The 14,781-nt window shown below is 56.9% G+C and carries 12 protein-coding genes; 7 read left to right on the forward strand and 5 right to left on the reverse strand.

What is annotated here, in order from left to right; all coding sequences use genetic code 11:
* Positions 1-40 precede the first annotated feature (40 nt).
* The 5 genes from RBB63_RS06620 to RBB63_RS06640 form a co-directional block, all read right to left on the reverse strand.
* The gene (locus RBB63_RS06620) at positions 41-1,213 is read right to left on the reverse strand and encodes a P-II family nitrogen regulator (protein WP_309382353.1); all 1,173 of its coding nucleotides are present in this window, start codon (positions 1,211-1,213) and stop codon (positions 41-43) included.
* Positions 1,206-3,146, reverse strand: a complete 1,941-nt coding sequence (locus tag RBB63_RS06625; RefSeq protein WP_309382355.1) for a DUF1538 domain-containing protein — start codon at positions 3,144-3,146, stop codon at positions 1,206-1,208. The genes RBB63_RS06620 and RBB63_RS06625 overlap by 8 nt, the downstream gene beginning before the upstream one ends.
* 115 nt (positions 3,147-3,261) lie before the next feature.
* Positions 3,262-3,930: a lysophospholipid acyltransferase family protein gene (locus RBB63_RS06630; protein ID WP_309382357.1), complete on the reverse strand. Its 669-nt coding sequence runs from the start codon at positions 3,928-3,930 to the stop codon at positions 3,262-3,264.
* A 2-nt stretch (positions 3,931-3,932) separates the two neighbouring features.
* Positions 3,933-4,595, reverse strand: coding sequence for a (d)CMP kinase (cmk, locus tag RBB63_RS06635; protein WP_309382359.1), 663 nt, complete (start codon positions 4,593-4,595; stop codon positions 3,933-3,935).
* 54 nt (positions 4,596-4,649) lie between these two features.
* Positions 4,650-5,870, reverse strand: a complete 1,221-nt coding sequence (locus RBB63_RS06640; RefSeq protein WP_309382361.1) for a class I SAM-dependent RNA methyltransferase — start codon at positions 5,868-5,870, stop codon at positions 4,650-4,652.
* Between the two features lie 97 nt (positions 5,871-5,967).
* Here RBB63_RS06640 and RBB63_RS06645 point away from each other — a divergent pair, with 97 nt between their 5' ends.
* From RBB63_RS06645 to accD, 7 genes are all read left to right on the forward strand, one after another.
* Complete coding sequence (locus RBB63_RS06645) at positions 5,968-6,777, forward strand: RNA methyltransferase (protein WP_309382363.1); 810 nt, start codon at positions 5,968-5,970, stop codon at positions 6,775-6,777.
* 152 nt (positions 6,778-6,929) lie between these two features.
* Complete coding sequence (locus tag RBB63_RS06650; RefSeq protein WP_309382365.1) at positions 6,930-7,859, forward strand: calcium/sodium antiporter; 930 nt, start codon at positions 6,930-6,932, stop codon at positions 7,857-7,859.
* A gap of 167 nt (positions 7,860-8,026) precedes the next feature.
* Positions 8,027-9,523 (forward strand): TonB-dependent receptor, encoded by a 1,497-nt coding sequence (locus RBB63_RS06655; protein WP_309382367.1) that lies wholly within the window; start codon positions 8,027-8,029, stop codon positions 9,521-9,523.
* Positions 9,524-9,656: 133 nt separating this feature from the next.
* The gene (locus tag RBB63_RS06660) at positions 9,657-10,955 is read left to right on the forward strand and encodes an O-acetylhomoserine aminocarboxypropyltransferase/cysteine synthase family protein (RefSeq protein ID WP_309382369.1); all 1,299 of its coding nucleotides are present in this window, start codon (positions 9,657-9,659) and stop codon (positions 10,953-10,955) included.
* 312 nt (positions 10,956-11,267) lie between these two features.
* Positions 11,268-12,881 (forward strand): hypothetical protein, encoded by a 1,614-nt coding sequence (locus tag RBB63_RS06665; RefSeq protein ID WP_309382371.1) that lies wholly within the window; start codon positions 11,268-11,270, stop codon positions 12,879-12,881.
* Positions 12,882-13,625, forward strand: coding sequence for a ComF family protein (locus tag RBB63_RS06670; protein WP_309382373.1), 744 nt, complete (start codon positions 12,882-12,884; stop codon positions 13,623-13,625).
* Positions 13,626-13,686: 61 nt separating this feature from the next.
* Positions 13,687-14,532, forward strand: coding sequence for an acetyl-CoA carboxylase, carboxyltransferase subunit beta (gene accD / locus RBB63_RS06675; RefSeq protein WP_309382375.1), 846 nt, complete (start codon positions 13,687-13,689; stop codon positions 14,530-14,532).
* The last annotated feature ends 249 nt before the right edge of the window (positions 14,533-14,781 follow it).

Here is a 14,781-nt window from a genome sequence, read left to right on the forward strand (position 1 = left end):
CAGGCTGCTTGAACGTGCCATTCAGCATCGGTAACTCAGATCAGCCCAAATAGGTCAGCACTTTTTCAATGGGCGCGGTGTAAATCGCGACTGTTTCCAGCTTCTGCTCATTAGTGGCGGCTTGAAGCGACTGGATGATGGGCGCCACTTGATCCTTACTCAGCACCATTTGTAAGCTGCCCAACTCACGGTTAATGCGCACACCGGCGCCAGTCAGCTTGCATTCACTCTCCATGAAGCGGCCAAACACCGAAGTCACCGCAGGTGCGCCAGCTTTTAAAACTGCAGCGACCAGGACATCCAAATTTTTACGCTTGGTTGTGCAAGTGATGCGCGTCAGGTCGAACAAGTATTTGCGCGAACGCGCGCTCCCAATCCCCAGAAAACTCAAAGCGCCGCCACTGCTTTTCTGCTCGTCGATCAAGTTGCTGGTAGCGCGCCAATCTGCGCACCCCTTCAGGTCGTCAATCGCGTGAATAATCTGGTGAATGCTCGCGGCGTGCCTTGCAGATTCATGCACGCCGGGCAACTTAATCAGCCCGCGGTTGACCCCCATCTGATAGATGATCCCGCGCCCGGGCTCCGTCAGACGACCAGCTGTCGCCATTGCCTCGAACACGGCCTCAGAGTCCATTTCATCAACGATTACCCGGATGATTTCCTTGTCTGGATTTTGGGTAAAACGCAGAATGCCCAAGCGGTCGCGCACGCCACGGCCTTCACAGTAGTGAATCGTCGGGCCATGAGCGCCCGCTTTGATCGCCGCGCGGGCCACCGTTTCGGATATCGACGACTGCACCGTCGCGGCAATGCCCACCAGGTTGCGCTTGAATTTGATCATGCTCAAGCCCGCCTCGGTGTGCTCCCCGTTTTGCCAAACCGGAAAATCGGGCGTCGCCGTAAAATAGCTGCAAGGGTGAGTAAAAACCGCCCCTGCCCCCGCCAAGCGCAACTGACCGAGCGCCACGATTTGCTCCATGATCACGTCGACTTCATCATGCGGCAGTAGAAACTGAATAATCTCCTGCTCCGGGCTGATGACGGGAAGTAAAAACTGATACCAGCGGTCCTTGACCAAGGTTCCCCGGGCGCCCAGCTCGAACAGGAAACGCGCCGGTTTATCCAGCAGAAATTCCGTCACTTCGTTACTCGTGCGGCGTGGCAAAACGGCCGTCACGATGGACATTTTTTTCTGCTCGACCCAGTTATCCATCGGCCAAGCCTCCTTCCACGTGCTCAGCCGCTTCCGCAGTGCGTCGGACGATTAAGCCCACCGTCAGCACGGTAATAATCGGCCCCACGGACGCCAAAGCCAAAACGCCAAAGCCATCGATCACGCCTGGGACATTGGCGCCAATGCCGAGGCCCATCGCCAGCACCAGCGGCACGGTAATCGGCCCCGTCGTCACGCCCGCGCTATCCCAGCCGAAATTGACGAATTCCTCCGTGGAAATATAGGTCAGGAACAGCAGTAAAATATACGGCGGAATGAGCAACCAGGCCAACGGCAAGTTATAGGCGATTTTGCAAACCCCAGTCGCAATGCCGATGCCCACCCCGATCGCCACCGACTGCATCAGCAGGTTCTTGCGAAACGCGCCGGCGGTGATTTTTTGCACGGTTACGCCCAACGCATTTAGAGCCGGCTCAGCCAACGTCGCGCCATAACCGAGCAGGAAGCCAAACAGCACTGCGATTATTTTCCCAAAGTGCTCGGCATTGACCAACGGTCCAAAGCTCGCCTCAATGCCCCAAGGGCTGATTGAGGCAAACGTCGCCGGAATATTGCTCCCTAATTGTTCGCCCAGTGGCGTGAGTCCCATCGTGATTCCCAGCCCGAACAACGCCATCCCGGCCAGGGAGAAAACAATGCCAACCATCAACTGATCCAAATCGCGAATCGGCTCTTTAACCAAGAGTTTCAGGATTACGAACAGGAAAATAACCAACGGCACAATGGCTTGCAGCGCGCCAAACAGCGCTGTCTTGAATTCTTTGGGAAAGTCCGCCTGTGGGTCCCACTCTTCAATATCTTGCGCCCACAAGGAAGGGTCTTCATGCCGCTCATACACCACTCGGGCCCCGCTTTGCACCAGGCGTCCATTCACGAGTTGGGTTTCCCCGCCTTCAAAGCGAACGGTGACGTCTTCCGGCAAATCCCCGGTGAGCAGGAAATTCTGAAACTCGCCTTCCGAAATCGGTTCTTTCGCCATCAACGGCGCAGCTTCGACGTCCTGCAGTAAAGCCAGAGGCGGATCCGCAGTTTCCACGTTAAACTCCGGCAGCACAGTCTGCTCCACCTCGCCAGTGTAGTTTGGCGCACCGACATAATCCTGCGCCGCATAGTGATACAAACCCAGCAGCAGCACCGCAATAATCGGGAACAGCGAAGCCAGCGTCACAATGCCAAAACCAGCATTACTGGAATCCTCGTCGCCAACGATGCGGCAGACGCCAATGCCCAGCGCCAGCACCAGCGGAACAGTCACCGGGCCCGTTGTCACCGCGCCACAGTCCCAGGCCAAGCCTACAATTGGCGCAAGCACGTCGTTAAAATGCGCATAGACCGTTAGCCCCGCCAGGAGCCCGATCAGCGGCATGATGAACATTTTCAGCGACCAGCCGCGGAAAAACCGCAAGACGCCGAGCAACACTGCAATGCCCACGCCAATCGCCACACTGACCACGAGCTGCGTCGAAAAGTCATTCAGCAAACTGTAGAGCAACGGCGCGTCATTGGGACGAACACCGGCCCCCGCAGCTCGCAACACCGCAATCGCCGGTTCAGCAAAGGTGGCCAGGCCCCCCAGCACGAAGGCAAAAGCCAGGATCGCCGGCAGCTTGGCGTTTCGTGGTAAAACCGCGCCAATGATTTCTCCCAGCGGCATCAGCCCAAGGCGCAACCCTTCCATGAAAAACATCAACCCCAGCGCCACAACAAACACGCCGACGCCGATCATCCCAGCATAGACCAGCGGAACGCCGAGGATCAGGATCTGGAACGCCGCCAGGTAAACGATGATGAACCAGATGCTCTTGACCTGCTCAAAAAATTTATCGCGAAAGTAAGGCGTCAACAAGCGAAGCGTGCCCCGAAGCCCCAGCTTCGGCGTACTCCAGCCCATTGACTGACCCTCGCTCGCCATCGGAAGCTAAGATCGCGAATTTCACGCCTGCGCCAAGCGTAAAAGCTTTGCAATTAAGCAATTGGCGAACGTTTTACCCTTTTCCGCGTTTCAGACTGGGATCAAGCCAGTGTGGTTAAATCGCCCGGCCAAAGGGAGGAGCATTGACTTCGCGCGCATGCTTCAATGCAGCAATCCCATCCATAATTTTCGCGGCGGCGTTTTCATATCGCTGGCTGTCCGCCTTGCCGCCATCATAGTCACTCACTGGAATTGCCGGGCCAAAGCTCACGCCTAGCGGCTTGAAGAGTCGGGGTAATTTTTGATGGCGGTTCCACATCTCATAACTGCCAAAAATGCGAGCTGGCACCACCGGCACTTGCGCACGGCAGGCGATCATCCCAATCCCCTTTTTGCCCGCGTGCAAATGGCCGTCAGGCGTGCGTGTCCCCTCCGGAAAAACCAAAAGCGCGGCATCTTCCTTGAATGCGGCAAAGACGCGGCGAAACGCCTGCAAATCACGCTCGCCATCACGGTCAATCGGGATGGCGTTGAGGTTCGTAATCAACGTGCCAAAAGCGCCCTTCCACAGTGTATTACGCGCAAAGAAATGGAGCTCGCGCGGACACGCGGCCGCAAAGACGGGCGGATCAAGAAAGCTCGCGTGGTTACACGCCAGCAGGAACGGCCCCTCGCGCGGCACGTTCGCGGCCCCATGCACTTGCAACCCATTAAAAGTGTAGAACCATCCCGCCAGCGCCGCCCGGCAGTTTCGGTAAAATGGCTTCATTGGGTAAGTGATCATGGCTAGGCGCGATTCGATACCCGGTTTACGATTTCATCGACCACTTCTTCCAAAGTGAGGTTGGAGTTGTCGATGCGCTCTGCGCCTTCCGGGCAAGTCAAGGGCGCTGTTTTGCGTGAGGAATCAATTTTATCGCGCGCTTCAATGGAGTCCGTCTGCCCTTCAGCGGCGCGGCGCTGGGAGCGCGTCGCGGCGTCGGCTTCCAGGAAAATGCGGAGCGTCGCGTCCGGGAAAATCACCGAGCCAATGTCGCGCCCCTCCATAATGAGACCGGCAAAGCCCTCTGCCTGCGCGATGCCCGCCTGACTGCGCTGATAGTTGAATAAAAACTGACGCACGGCCGGTATCGCGGCGTAGGGCGAGACCGTGGCGTTCACCGCGTCGCTGCGTAAATCATTCTCCGAAGGAACCTTGCCAGCCAAGGCAATGCGCGCGCTGCGTCCCACCAATTGAGTGTCCAAAGGCAAGCCCTGCAATTTCTCCGCTACAGCGGCTTCATCATCCGGCGAAACTCCCGCCTGCAGCAGGGCAAAGGTCACCGCGCGATAGTGCGACCCCGTGTCGACATGCATCAGGTTCAGTCGCTCAGCAACAAGCCTTGACGTAGACGACTTACCGCTCGCCGCACCGCCATCCACGGCAATGATCAGAAAATCTGGTTTCATTCTTAAACTACTTTGGAACACGAATAGCCAATAGGGCGACTGAAAATCTTATAATTATTCAACACGAGATAAGGTGGCGACATTCTCGATGTGTCGTGTTTGCGGAAAAAGATCGAATGGCTGGATGCGCTCAATGCGATACCCGCCTTCGCGCAGAATCTTTAGATCGCGCGCCTGAGTCGATGGATCGCACGACACATAAACCAGCCGCTTCGGGCCAAGGTTGAGCAGTTGGCGCAAGAAAAGTTCATCACAACCGGCGCGGGGCGGATCGATGATCATCGCGGTTTCGTCACCGGGAAAAGTCAGTGACTCAAAGATTGCCTCGGACTTGCCGATCGTAAATGTGGCATTCGTAATCCCATTGGCTGCGGCGTTCAGTCGCGCCAGCTCGATGGCCTGATGGTTGATCTCCACGCCAGCCACGTGCTCGAACTCACGGGCGGCGGAAATGCCAAACACGCCCACCCCACAGTAGGCGTCAACGAGGTAGCGCAGCTTCACCTTGCCAATTTCCGCCAACACGTAGTCGATCATCTCAGGCAGGATGTAGGGATTGTTCTGGAAAAATTCCCCCGCCTTAAACTGGAACACGATGTTGCCCACTTTCGCGGAAACCGTCTCGCGCGGATCCGTCACGACGCCTTCTAACGTATCGCGCAAGAGCAGTGTGGAGCCGCGCTTAAACTTATCTTTCCGCGCAAAGATTTTTTTGCGCTCAATGGGCATTGCCTCGTTGATATTTTCCGTCGCAATCGGGCAATGCGGCACGTCGATCAGTGAATTACGACGCCCATAACGCTGGAAGCCGATTTCGAACGTGCGTGACTTCCGACCAGGATGATGCGGCGTCAGCTTTGAGCGATAATAGTACTCTTTGGGCGAACCATGCGTCGACTCTACGGCAACATCCTCGATGCCGCCCAAACGCTCCATCAGCTCTTTGACCTGGCCACGCTTCCACTCCTTCTGCCCTTCATACGCAAAGTGCTGGTATTGGCACCCTCCGCAGTCGCCAAAGAGCGGACAGGGCGGCTCCACCCGTTGCGGAGAGGGCTCCAGCACCTCGACCAAGTCGGCATCCGAATAATTCTTATGATTGCGGAAAATGCGCACGCGAACCCGTTCGCCTGGCAGCGCAAAAGGGGTCATCACGACCCAGCCGTTATCGCGCGCCAAGCCGTGCCCCAGATTGGTCAGGGTCTCGATGGTCAACTCCAGCTCGTGATGATACGGGTATGGCTCAGGAAGAAAATTGCGCGGCGCTTCTGTCATCACGCGGTTTCTAGACAACGTATCGCCTGAATCAACTGGAATCGGACAGAACGACGAATCCGGTTGATTCGCGGGTGGTGTTGTCTAAACAAGCAGCATGTCCCGATTTCCGCGCATCGAGTCACGCCAGAATCCACGAATCAAAGGCCTGGTGAAACTGCGCTCCGCCAAGGAGCGCAAAGCCATGGGCGCATTCCTGGTCGAGGGCGAGCTGGAGCTGACTCGCGCCGTCCGCGCCGACACCTCGCTGAATGAACTCTACTTGTGTCCGGAACTTTGGCGCGACGCCGATGCAGCAAATGCGATCATCGCCAGCGCCGAAAAACAACAGGCCAAGATTTTTGATGTCACGCGCGATGCCTTTGCCAAAATATCCCTGCGTGAAGGCCCCGACGGCCTCCTGGGCGTGGCCAGCATGCGCAATACGGCCCTGAGCGAACTGCATTTGCCGGAGGCTCCGCTCATCGTCATTGTGGAGCAGATCGAAAAGCCTGGCAACCTGGGCGCCTTGATCCGCTCGGCAGAAGCCGTCGGCGCCAATGCGCTCATTGCCTGCGATCCGGTTACGGATTTCTGCAACCCACAAGTGATCCGTAATTCGCGCGGGCTGGTCTTTTCCCTGCCTTGCGTATCCACCACCCAGACAGAGCTCGATGCCTGGCTGTTGGAACGGGGCGTCCAAGTGGCGGCAACAACGCCCGACGCCTCCCTCGCCCATTGGGATTGCGACTTGACTGGCCCCGTCGCGGTTCTGGCCGGAGCAGAGCACGCAGGGCTCAGCGACTTCTGGCTACAGCGCGCCGAACTCAAACTCCGCATTCCCATGCACGGTGTCGCAGACAGCTTAAATGTGAACACCGCCACCGCCATCGTTCTCTTCGAGGCCCTAAGGCAGCGTAGTCAGTAATTTTGCTCTAGCCAGTATTTGGCGCTACGAGGGCGATTTGCGATATTAGCCAGTGTTTTGAGATCGCAACGTGCAGCAAATTAGGTAGTAATCGTCGACCATCAGGGCATTTTTCCCTAAAGCTCTCAAACAACTAGGCTGATCGCGACGGCATGCTATTCATACTTGCGGGGGTTATTTTACTCTATTTTGGCGCTGAGGGCTTGGTGCGCGGCAGCACCAGCTTGGCGCTGCGGGCGGGCATTTCACCGTTGGTGGTCGGTTTAACCGTCGTAGCCTTTGGCACCAGCGCCCCGGAACTAACGGTGAGCATCTCTGCCGCCACCCGGCAAATGGGCGCCGTGTCCCTGGGTAACGTGCTTGGATCGAACATTTTCAATATCGCCGTAATCCTCGGTCTTTCCGCGCTGGTGCGTCCCCTGGAGATCCATATCAATTTGCTGCGTCGGGACATCCCGATCATGATCGGCGTATCCGCAATTGGCTTCGGTCTGCTTTTCCTCTCAGAAATTGGGCGAATAGCTGGAGTCGCTCTCCTGGTGCTTCTGGTAGGCTACATCTACTTCACGATTCATGAATCCAAACGTGAAAGCGCTCAGTCAGCCGAGGCGCTGGACGTGCCAGAAAAGCCTGCGGGCGTCTGGTGGAAGGACGTAGCGATGCTCATTGTTGGCCTGGGCCTCCTGATCTGGGGCGCGAACCTCTTTGTGGAAGGAGCGATCAACATTGCGCGTCGTTTGGGGATCTCCGAAGCCATAATCGGGCTAACAATTGTTGCAGCAGGCACGAGTCTGCCTGAACTCGCAACCAGCATTGTAGCGGCGCTCAAAAAGCAAACGGATATCGCTGTGGGCAATGTCGTCGGATCCAATATTTTCAACATCCTCTGCATTTTGGGGGCCACTGTGCTGGTCTGCCCGATTTCAACATCGGGCATCAGCCTCGTGGATGGCGGCGTGATGCTCTTGACCAGCTTAATTCTCCTGCCTCTGGCGCGCACGCAATTAACCATTCAGCGTTGGGAAGGCGCCGTATTGCTCGCGGTCTATGGAGGCTATTTACTTTGGCTTTGGCCCAAATAGGCGTCCTCAGCGCCCCCCCCAAAGAGCGCACAGGCAGAGCAGTCTGTTCGGCGCCGGGGTTTCAAGATGAAGCAACAGACGATAGGAATCAAAATTTCCGTTACGCTTCTGCGGCATATAAGATTACCGGTTGCGCGGCGGGCGCGAATCCTGCTAAGGTTCGCCCCATGAAAGACCCGGAGCTGCCTACTAACGAGCTGACTACAAACCGCAAAGCCCTGCTGGTAAACCTGGACCAGGACGTCTACGGCACTTTTGCCGAAATTGGCGCCGGGCAGGAAGTCGCCCGGCACTTCTTTAAGGTTGGCGGCGCCGCAGGCACCATCGCCAAGAGCATGTCTGCTTACGACATGAAGTTCAGCGACTCCATTTATGGCAAGGCCGCACGCTACGTCTCGCGGGAACGCCTCCTGCAAATGCTGGAGCACGAGTACAAGCTGCTCCAGGAACGCCTTGGCGAAGCTCGGGGCGCCGACACCACCTTTTTCGTCTTTTCCAACACAGTCGCCACCGCCAGTTTCAGCAACCGAAAGCCCGGGCATGGCTGGCTCGGCATGCGGTTCCAAATCGAGCCCGGCGGCCCCCCCCATGACATCCTCGTGCATGCGCGTCTGCTGGATAAAACCGCGCAGCTCCAACAGGAAGCACTGGGCATTTTCGGGGTTAATTTCATCTGGGCTGCGCTCGTCTACCACAACGATCTGGACCGCTTCATTCCCTCCCTGCTCGATCACATCGAGGAGGAACGCATCGAGGTGGACATGCTGGAGTTCATCGGCCCGCGATTTGAACACATTGAAAACCGCATCGTTGGCTTGAAGCTGGTCGAAAACGGCCTGACCAACGCCGTGCTCTTCAGCTCGGACGGCGGGTATCTGCTGCCGATGGAAGCCTTTTACAAGAAGGCGGTCCTCGTCGAGCGCGGCTCTTTCCGCCCGGTGACTCATGTGAATGTGGACATGATCACCTGCGCAGGCGGCCAATTTGTGCAGGAAGACGCCATGCAGGATCAAACCGTCATGCCGCTGTTTGAGATCACGATGAAGAACCTCCTCGCTGGCGGGCAGGAGATCGATTACAAGGACTTTCTCGCGCGGGTGGACACGATCAACACCCTGGGTTATCCAGTGCTCGTCTCCAATTATCAGGAGTATTACCGACTCAGCCAATATTTCCGCCGTTACACCGATCGCATGGTCGGCTTGGTTCTGGGCATCAACCACCTGCAAGCCATCTTCAACGAGGAATATTACCAGCACCTGGAAGGTGGCATTCTGGAGTCCTTTGGCCGCTTATTTAAGGAAAACGTCAAGCTCTACGTTTACCCGATGAAGGGCAGTGGCTACCATGCCTACCTGGCGGGCCAAGGCGACAAATTGCGCGAAACCAACAGCGATTTCGAAAGCAAAATGCTCATCACAGCCGACAATCTTCGGGTGAAAAACCACCTGCGCCATTTGTATGCCTACCTGCTGGAAAATCATTTCCTCGTGCCCGTGCTCGGCGCCAATCCGGACATCCTCAATATCTTTTCCCGCGACATCATCCGCCGCATTCAAGATGGAGAAGGTGATTGGGAAGACGCGGTCCCGGATAAAGTCGCGGCTAAAATCAAGGCCGACGGCCTTTGGGCCGAAAAAGCGACTGCGGCCGCAGCCAAGTAAGCCAAAGCTAAATAGAGAGAAACACGTCTACTCATTGTAGTCGATTAAACTTCGTTTCGCAAAAAGGTTACGGTACGCGCAACTGCTACTTTAACCTTTAAGCTTAGTCTTTTAGCCTGTATCACCGCAGGCTATGAAAACTCCCGGCATTGGCACCCTCTCCCTTCACGCAGGCCACACGCCTGATTCCGAAACGTCATCTCGCGCCGTCCCGATTTACCAGACGACCAGCTACACCTTCCGCGACACCGAGCATGCGGCGAATCTTTTCGCGCTTAAGGAGCTTGGCAACATCTACACGCGGATCATGAATCCGACCACCGATGTGCTGGAAAAGCGCATCGCTGCGCTTGAAGGCGGCACGGCAGGCCTTGCCCACGCCAGTGGCTCCGCAGCCATCTCCAGCAGTATTTTGAACCTGGCCGGAGCCGGTGACCACATTGTATCAGTTGCCCAACTCTACGGCGGCACTTACAATCTGTTTCACTACACCTTGCCCAAGCTCGGCATCGAAGTCAGCTTCGTGGACGCGGAAGATCCGGAAAGCTTCCGCACCGCGATCAAGGCCAACACCAAAGCGATCTTCGGGGAGAGCCTCGGCAACCCCAAGCTGAATATTTTCCCGTTTGCAGAAGTCGGCAAAATCGCGGCCGAAAACGGGCTCCCCCTCATCATCGACAACACAGCGCTCTCCCCTGCCCTTTGCCGACCACTTGAGCATGGGGCAAACATCGTGGTGCACTCGACCACGAAATTCCTGGGCGGACACGGCGTAGCGATCGGGGGCCTGGTCGTCGATGGCGGTAACTTTGACTGGGGCCAGGGGCGTCATCCGGGCTTTACGGAACCCGACCCCAGCTACCATGGCCTGGTCCACTGGGACGCCTTCAAGGCTTTCGAACCGGCAGGCGGCGCGAACATTGCCTACGCCATGAAAATGCGCCTCCAACTGCTTCGCGACACCGGCGGATGCGCTTCGCCGCACAACAGTTTCCTGACGTTGCTCGGCGTGGAAACGCTTCAACTACGGATGAAACAGCATTCCGCCAACGCAATGAAAGTAGCGGAGTTCCTGTGCGATCACGATAAGGTCAGTTGGGTCAACTACCCGGGCTTGCCCGATCACCCCAGCCACGCCGCCGCCAAGCAATACCTCGACGGCGGCGCCGGCGCGCTACTCGGTTTCGGCGTTCAGGGTGGCATGGCTGCCGGTCGCAAATTCATTGAATCACTGCACTTATTCAGCCACTTGGCCAATATCGGCGACGCCAAGAGCCTGGCCATCCACCCGGCGAGCACCACGCACAGCCAGCTTTCCGCCGAGGAACAGACGGCATCCGGCGTGACCGAAGACTTTGTGCGTTTGTCAGTCGGCATTGAAGACCCGGAAGACATCATTGGCGACCTGGAGCAAGCCCTGCAGCAAGTCTAGAGCACTTTTCATCTAGATTGGCCGATCAGGCCGCAGTGATTTTTCGTGTCCAGCAAGGCGGCTAGAGCGTCGCAGGCTGGAAGCCTGTGAGCGAAAAGCCAACAACGCTGGCGCGGAAAAGCACTCGGTTTAGGGCTTGGGGCCAGATTGAAAGTTCGCGGCGTTGGCATTTCAATCACGGGCTTCCAGCCCGCTCAATCAAAGCCGCCTTGCGCTGCATCCAATCTATACCCCACCTGACTCGGCAAATCTAGATGAAAAGTGCTCTAGCGGCCTGCCAGATTTGACATTGCGGTATCTGCGCGAAACCCAATGATTTCGGCATCGAGGATGTGGAGTCTTAAGGGGATATTGTGCGCTATCGTATTGCTGTCAGCCATCACGCTAACGGCGCAAACCGTTCTCTCGTCGGATAACCGCGACATCGTTGTCACGGGAGATCGCGTGATGCGCGGCATGTTCGACGATGGCTACAGCATTCTGGTGTCCAAGCCACAGGTCGATTACTCTGCTCTGCGCGAAAACCTGATCGATTCGAGCAATGACAAAGTCGGACAAAGGATTCAGGCTTGGTACGAGGAAGGCTCGGCCGCAGGCAACGTGGGGGACTGCTATGAAAACCGGGATGGCGGGCACTCGAAACTGCCACTTCATCGTTTCCAGCAATTTGCGAACATCACCTACGATAGCAGCTTGAAGAAGCAGAAGGCGAATTTCGGCGTCAAGGTCAACATCGCCAATGATCGTCCTTCGATCATTAACGCCTCACTCGCCATGATGGAGAAACCGGCCTCGCGCAGTATGGCGCGGCTGATCCTGCACAACGCAGAATTTTCATCGCAGCTATATTCATTTTACCGGCTCAGTGATTTCATTTTCTACCCAGAGCACAAAGACTACGATCAGGCGGACTGTTTTGCCGTCAACACGCCTTACCTGATTATCAGCCAGGGATCTTCCGGGTCGGACAGGCCTTTCATGTTCGCTGTGGCGCAAACGTTGGCCAGCTTCCACCCTGCGGTCAAAGAGCGTCTACACCAACGCGGTCTGCTCGCGCCCACCGTGCAGATGATCATGCGGTGGAATTACCAGGGCATCGGCAACGCCGATAACTACCTGACAGGCAATGCACACCCAACGGCCTTTGACGGAAAAAAGCTCGACCGTTCCGGCATGGCGAACATGGCGCACGCCATGACCTCGGACTGCCTCCCTCCCCTCGCGATGATCCAAATGGTCAGCGAGCAATCCAGCGTTAGCGGGGTCGATAACTTTGACGCCGGAGCGAGTGAACACCTGCTGGATACGCCCTGCGCCATTGGCCGTATCGCCCGGGACCTCGCCGAAACCCGCACGTTTCAGGTATCCGCAGAGGAGAGCTTCGACGTGCATGGGCGGCCACTCACGTTTCATTGGCGCGTCCTGCGTGGCGACACTTCGAAGATAACCATTACGCCACTCAATGACGCAGGCTCCCGGGCGGAAATCTCAATCCGCTATCAGCCCAACGTGACTGCGCCGGATCAGCCCGATCTCAGGACCCATCGCGTCGACATCGGCGTCTTCGTCGACAATGGCTTTTATTATTCAGCCCCCGCCTTCATCTCGATCTACTACCCGCCCAACGAAGAACGCGTTTACGACGAGCACGGAACGCTGCAATCGGTCCGCTACCTGAGCCCGCTGGATATGCCCGGCGAAGCCGACATGCTGCTTATCTACAACAAGCCTTGGACCGACGACTATCATTACGAAAATGGACAACTCACAGGCTGGACTCGCACGATGCATGACGGCGAGTCCTCCGAGTTCGACGCATCAGGTCAGTTGTTCGAATCCGGCTGGTTCAGCGACTCTACGCCCAACCCCGCGACTTACACGACCTCACGCACCAGCGTGGGCCTTCAAACCGTGCAATTCGAATAAATGAAGGCGCCAATCTCCCGCTACTTCCAGCATTGGAGCCAACAGCTGCTCGATGTGCTTTACCCGCGGGAGTGCTTGGTCTACGGCGAGCCCGTTGAAAGCAATTCCCCCTGTCGATTTCTTTCCCGGCGAGCGCTGGAAATGATCTATTTTATTCACGAGCCACATTGCTCGACCTGTGGCGCTCCGTTTTTTGGCGAATTGCTCGCCTTGCGCGAATGCCCGCACTGCCGGGAGCTCAACCCTGCATTTTCCCGCGGACGGTCGCTGTTTCTCCTGCGGGACACTGGACGTGAATTTATCCACGAGTTAAAATACAACAATGGCCGACACCTCGCGCCAGACCTCACCCCGATTCTCCAACGCAACCCGCGTTTTCTGGAATTCCTGCAAGGCAGCGTCCTCGTTCCCATCCCGCTGCACGCCGTGCGCGAGCGTGAGCGAGGCTACAACCAGAGCCTGCTCATCTCCCAGCAGTTGAGCCAGGCATCCGGCTGTCCAACGGTCGAAATGCTGCAACGCGTTAAGTTTACCGAAACGCAAACGCGCCTCGACCGCTCTCAGCGGCAAGCCAACCTCCGCAATGCATTTGCCCTGAAACCCGGCGTAAAAGCGCCTCTCCAGCAGCGAATTACCCTGGTCGACGACGTTTTTACGACCGGCGCGACCTTGAATTCTGCCGCCAAAACACTCCTTGCCGCTGGCGTCGAACAGATTGACGTGGTGACGCTAGGCCATGGTTGACGAAACCGAATTTACCTGCCTATTATTGCCGTTTATACACATTTGAGCAAACTGACTAAGCATGGCTATTTTCCGCAGACCGCAGTACTCCACCGTTCGCGTTAAAAAGAAAGACATCCCCGCCGGGCTCTGGACCAAGTGTCCCGAGAGCGGCGAAATCGTCTACAACAAAGAGCTTGAGGAAAACTGGATGGTGGTGCCCAAGAGCGGCTATCACTTCCAACTCAAAGCCCGTCGCCGCGTGGATTTGCTGATCGACGAAGGCACTTTCGTTGAGCACGACGCCACCCTCTCCAGCGTTGATCCGCTGGAATTCGTGGACAACAAGCCTTACCCGAAGCGCATTGAAGCCGCCCAGGCCAAAACCGGTGAAAACGACGCGCTGCTAAGCGGCACAGGCGAGCTCAACGGCATGCCCGTCTCCATCGCCGTCATGGACTTTTCCTTTAACGGCGGCAGCATGGGCTCCGTAGTGGGTGAAAAGATAGCCCGCGCCATTGAGCGCGCCACCGAAGCTGGCACGCCCGTCATCGTCGTTTGCGCTTCTGGCGGAGCTCGCATGCAGGAAGGCATCCTCAGCCTCATGCAGATGGCGAAGACTTCAGCTGCGCTCGCCCGCCATAGCGAAGCCGGTCTCCCCTACGCCGCCGTGCTCACCAACCCAACCATGGCTGGCGTGATGGCCAGCTTCGCCTCTTTGGGAGATGTCATTCTCGCCGAGCCCAAAGCGCTGATTGGCTTTGCCGGACCACGCGTCATCAAAGAAACCACACAGCAAGACTTGCCTGCCGGTTTCCAAACATCCGAATTCCTGCTGGAGCGCGGCTTGGTCGACCAGATTGTGCCTCGCCTGGAAATGAAAAATCGCCTGGCCACTTTGCTCAAGGCGTTCATGGCTGGCAAGTAAGCCAGTTAAAGCAATTTAGAGCCCTACTTGCAGAGGCTAGAGCACTGTTCATCTAGATTGGCCGATCAGGCCGCAGTGATTTTTCGTGTCCAGCAAGGCGGCTTGAGCGTCGCAGGCTGGAAGCCTGTGAGCGAAAAGCCAACAACGCTGGCGCGGAAAAGCACTCGGTTTAGGGCTTGGGGCCAGATTGGAAGTTCGCGGCGTTGGCATTTCAATCACGGGCTTCCAGCCCCCCTCAATCAAAGCCGC

Source organism: Cerasicoccus frondis (genome assembly GCA_031296915.1).
GTDB lineage: Bacteria > Verrucomicrobiota > Verrucomicrobiia > Opitutales > Cerasicoccaceae > Cerasicoccus > Cerasicoccus frondis.

Coding starts and splice junctions, on each gene's coding strand:
- RBB63_RS06620 (WP_309382353.1), bottom strand. CDS start 1,213: ATGGATAACTGGGTCGAGCAGAAAAAAATGTCCATCGTGACGGCCGTT.
- RBB63_RS06625 (WP_309382355.1), bottom strand. CDS start 3,146: ATGGCGAGCGAGGGTCAGTCAATGGGCTGGAGTACGCCGAAGCTGGGG.
- RBB63_RS06630 (WP_309382357.1), bottom strand. CDS start 3,930: ATGATCACTTACCCAATGAAGCCATTTTACCGAAACTGCCGGGCGGCG.
- cmk (WP_309382359.1), bottom strand. CDS start 4,595: ATGAAACCAGATTTTCTGATCATTGCCGTGGATGGCGGTGCGGCGAGC.
- RBB63_RS06640 (WP_309382361.1), bottom strand. CDS start 5,870: ATGACAGAAGCGCCGCGCAATTTTCTTCCTGAGCCATACCCGTATCAT.
- RBB63_RS06645 (WP_309382363.1), top strand. CDS start 5,968: ATGTCCCGATTTCCGCGCATCGAGTCACGCCAGAATCCACGAATCAAA.
- RBB63_RS06650 (WP_309382365.1), top strand. CDS start 6,930: ATGCTATTCATACTTGCGGGGGTTATTTTACTCTATTTTGGCGCTGAG.
- RBB63_RS06655 (WP_309382367.1), top strand. CDS start 8,027: ATGAAAGACCCGGAGCTGCCTACTAACGAGCTGACTACAAACCGCAAA.
- RBB63_RS06660 (WP_309382369.1), top strand. CDS start 9,657: ATGAAAACTCCCGGCATTGGCACCCTCTCCCTTCACGCAGGCCACACG.
- RBB63_RS06665 (WP_309382371.1), top strand. CDS start 11,268: ATGATTTCGGCATCGAGGATGTGGAGTCTTAAGGGGATATTGTGCGCT.
- RBB63_RS06670 (WP_309382373.1), top strand. CDS start 12,882: ATGAAGGCGCCAATCTCCCGCTACTTCCAGCATTGGAGCCAACAGCTG.
- accD (WP_309382375.1), top strand. CDS start 13,687: ATGGCTATTTTCCGCAGACCGCAGTACTCCACCGTTCGCGTTAAAAAG.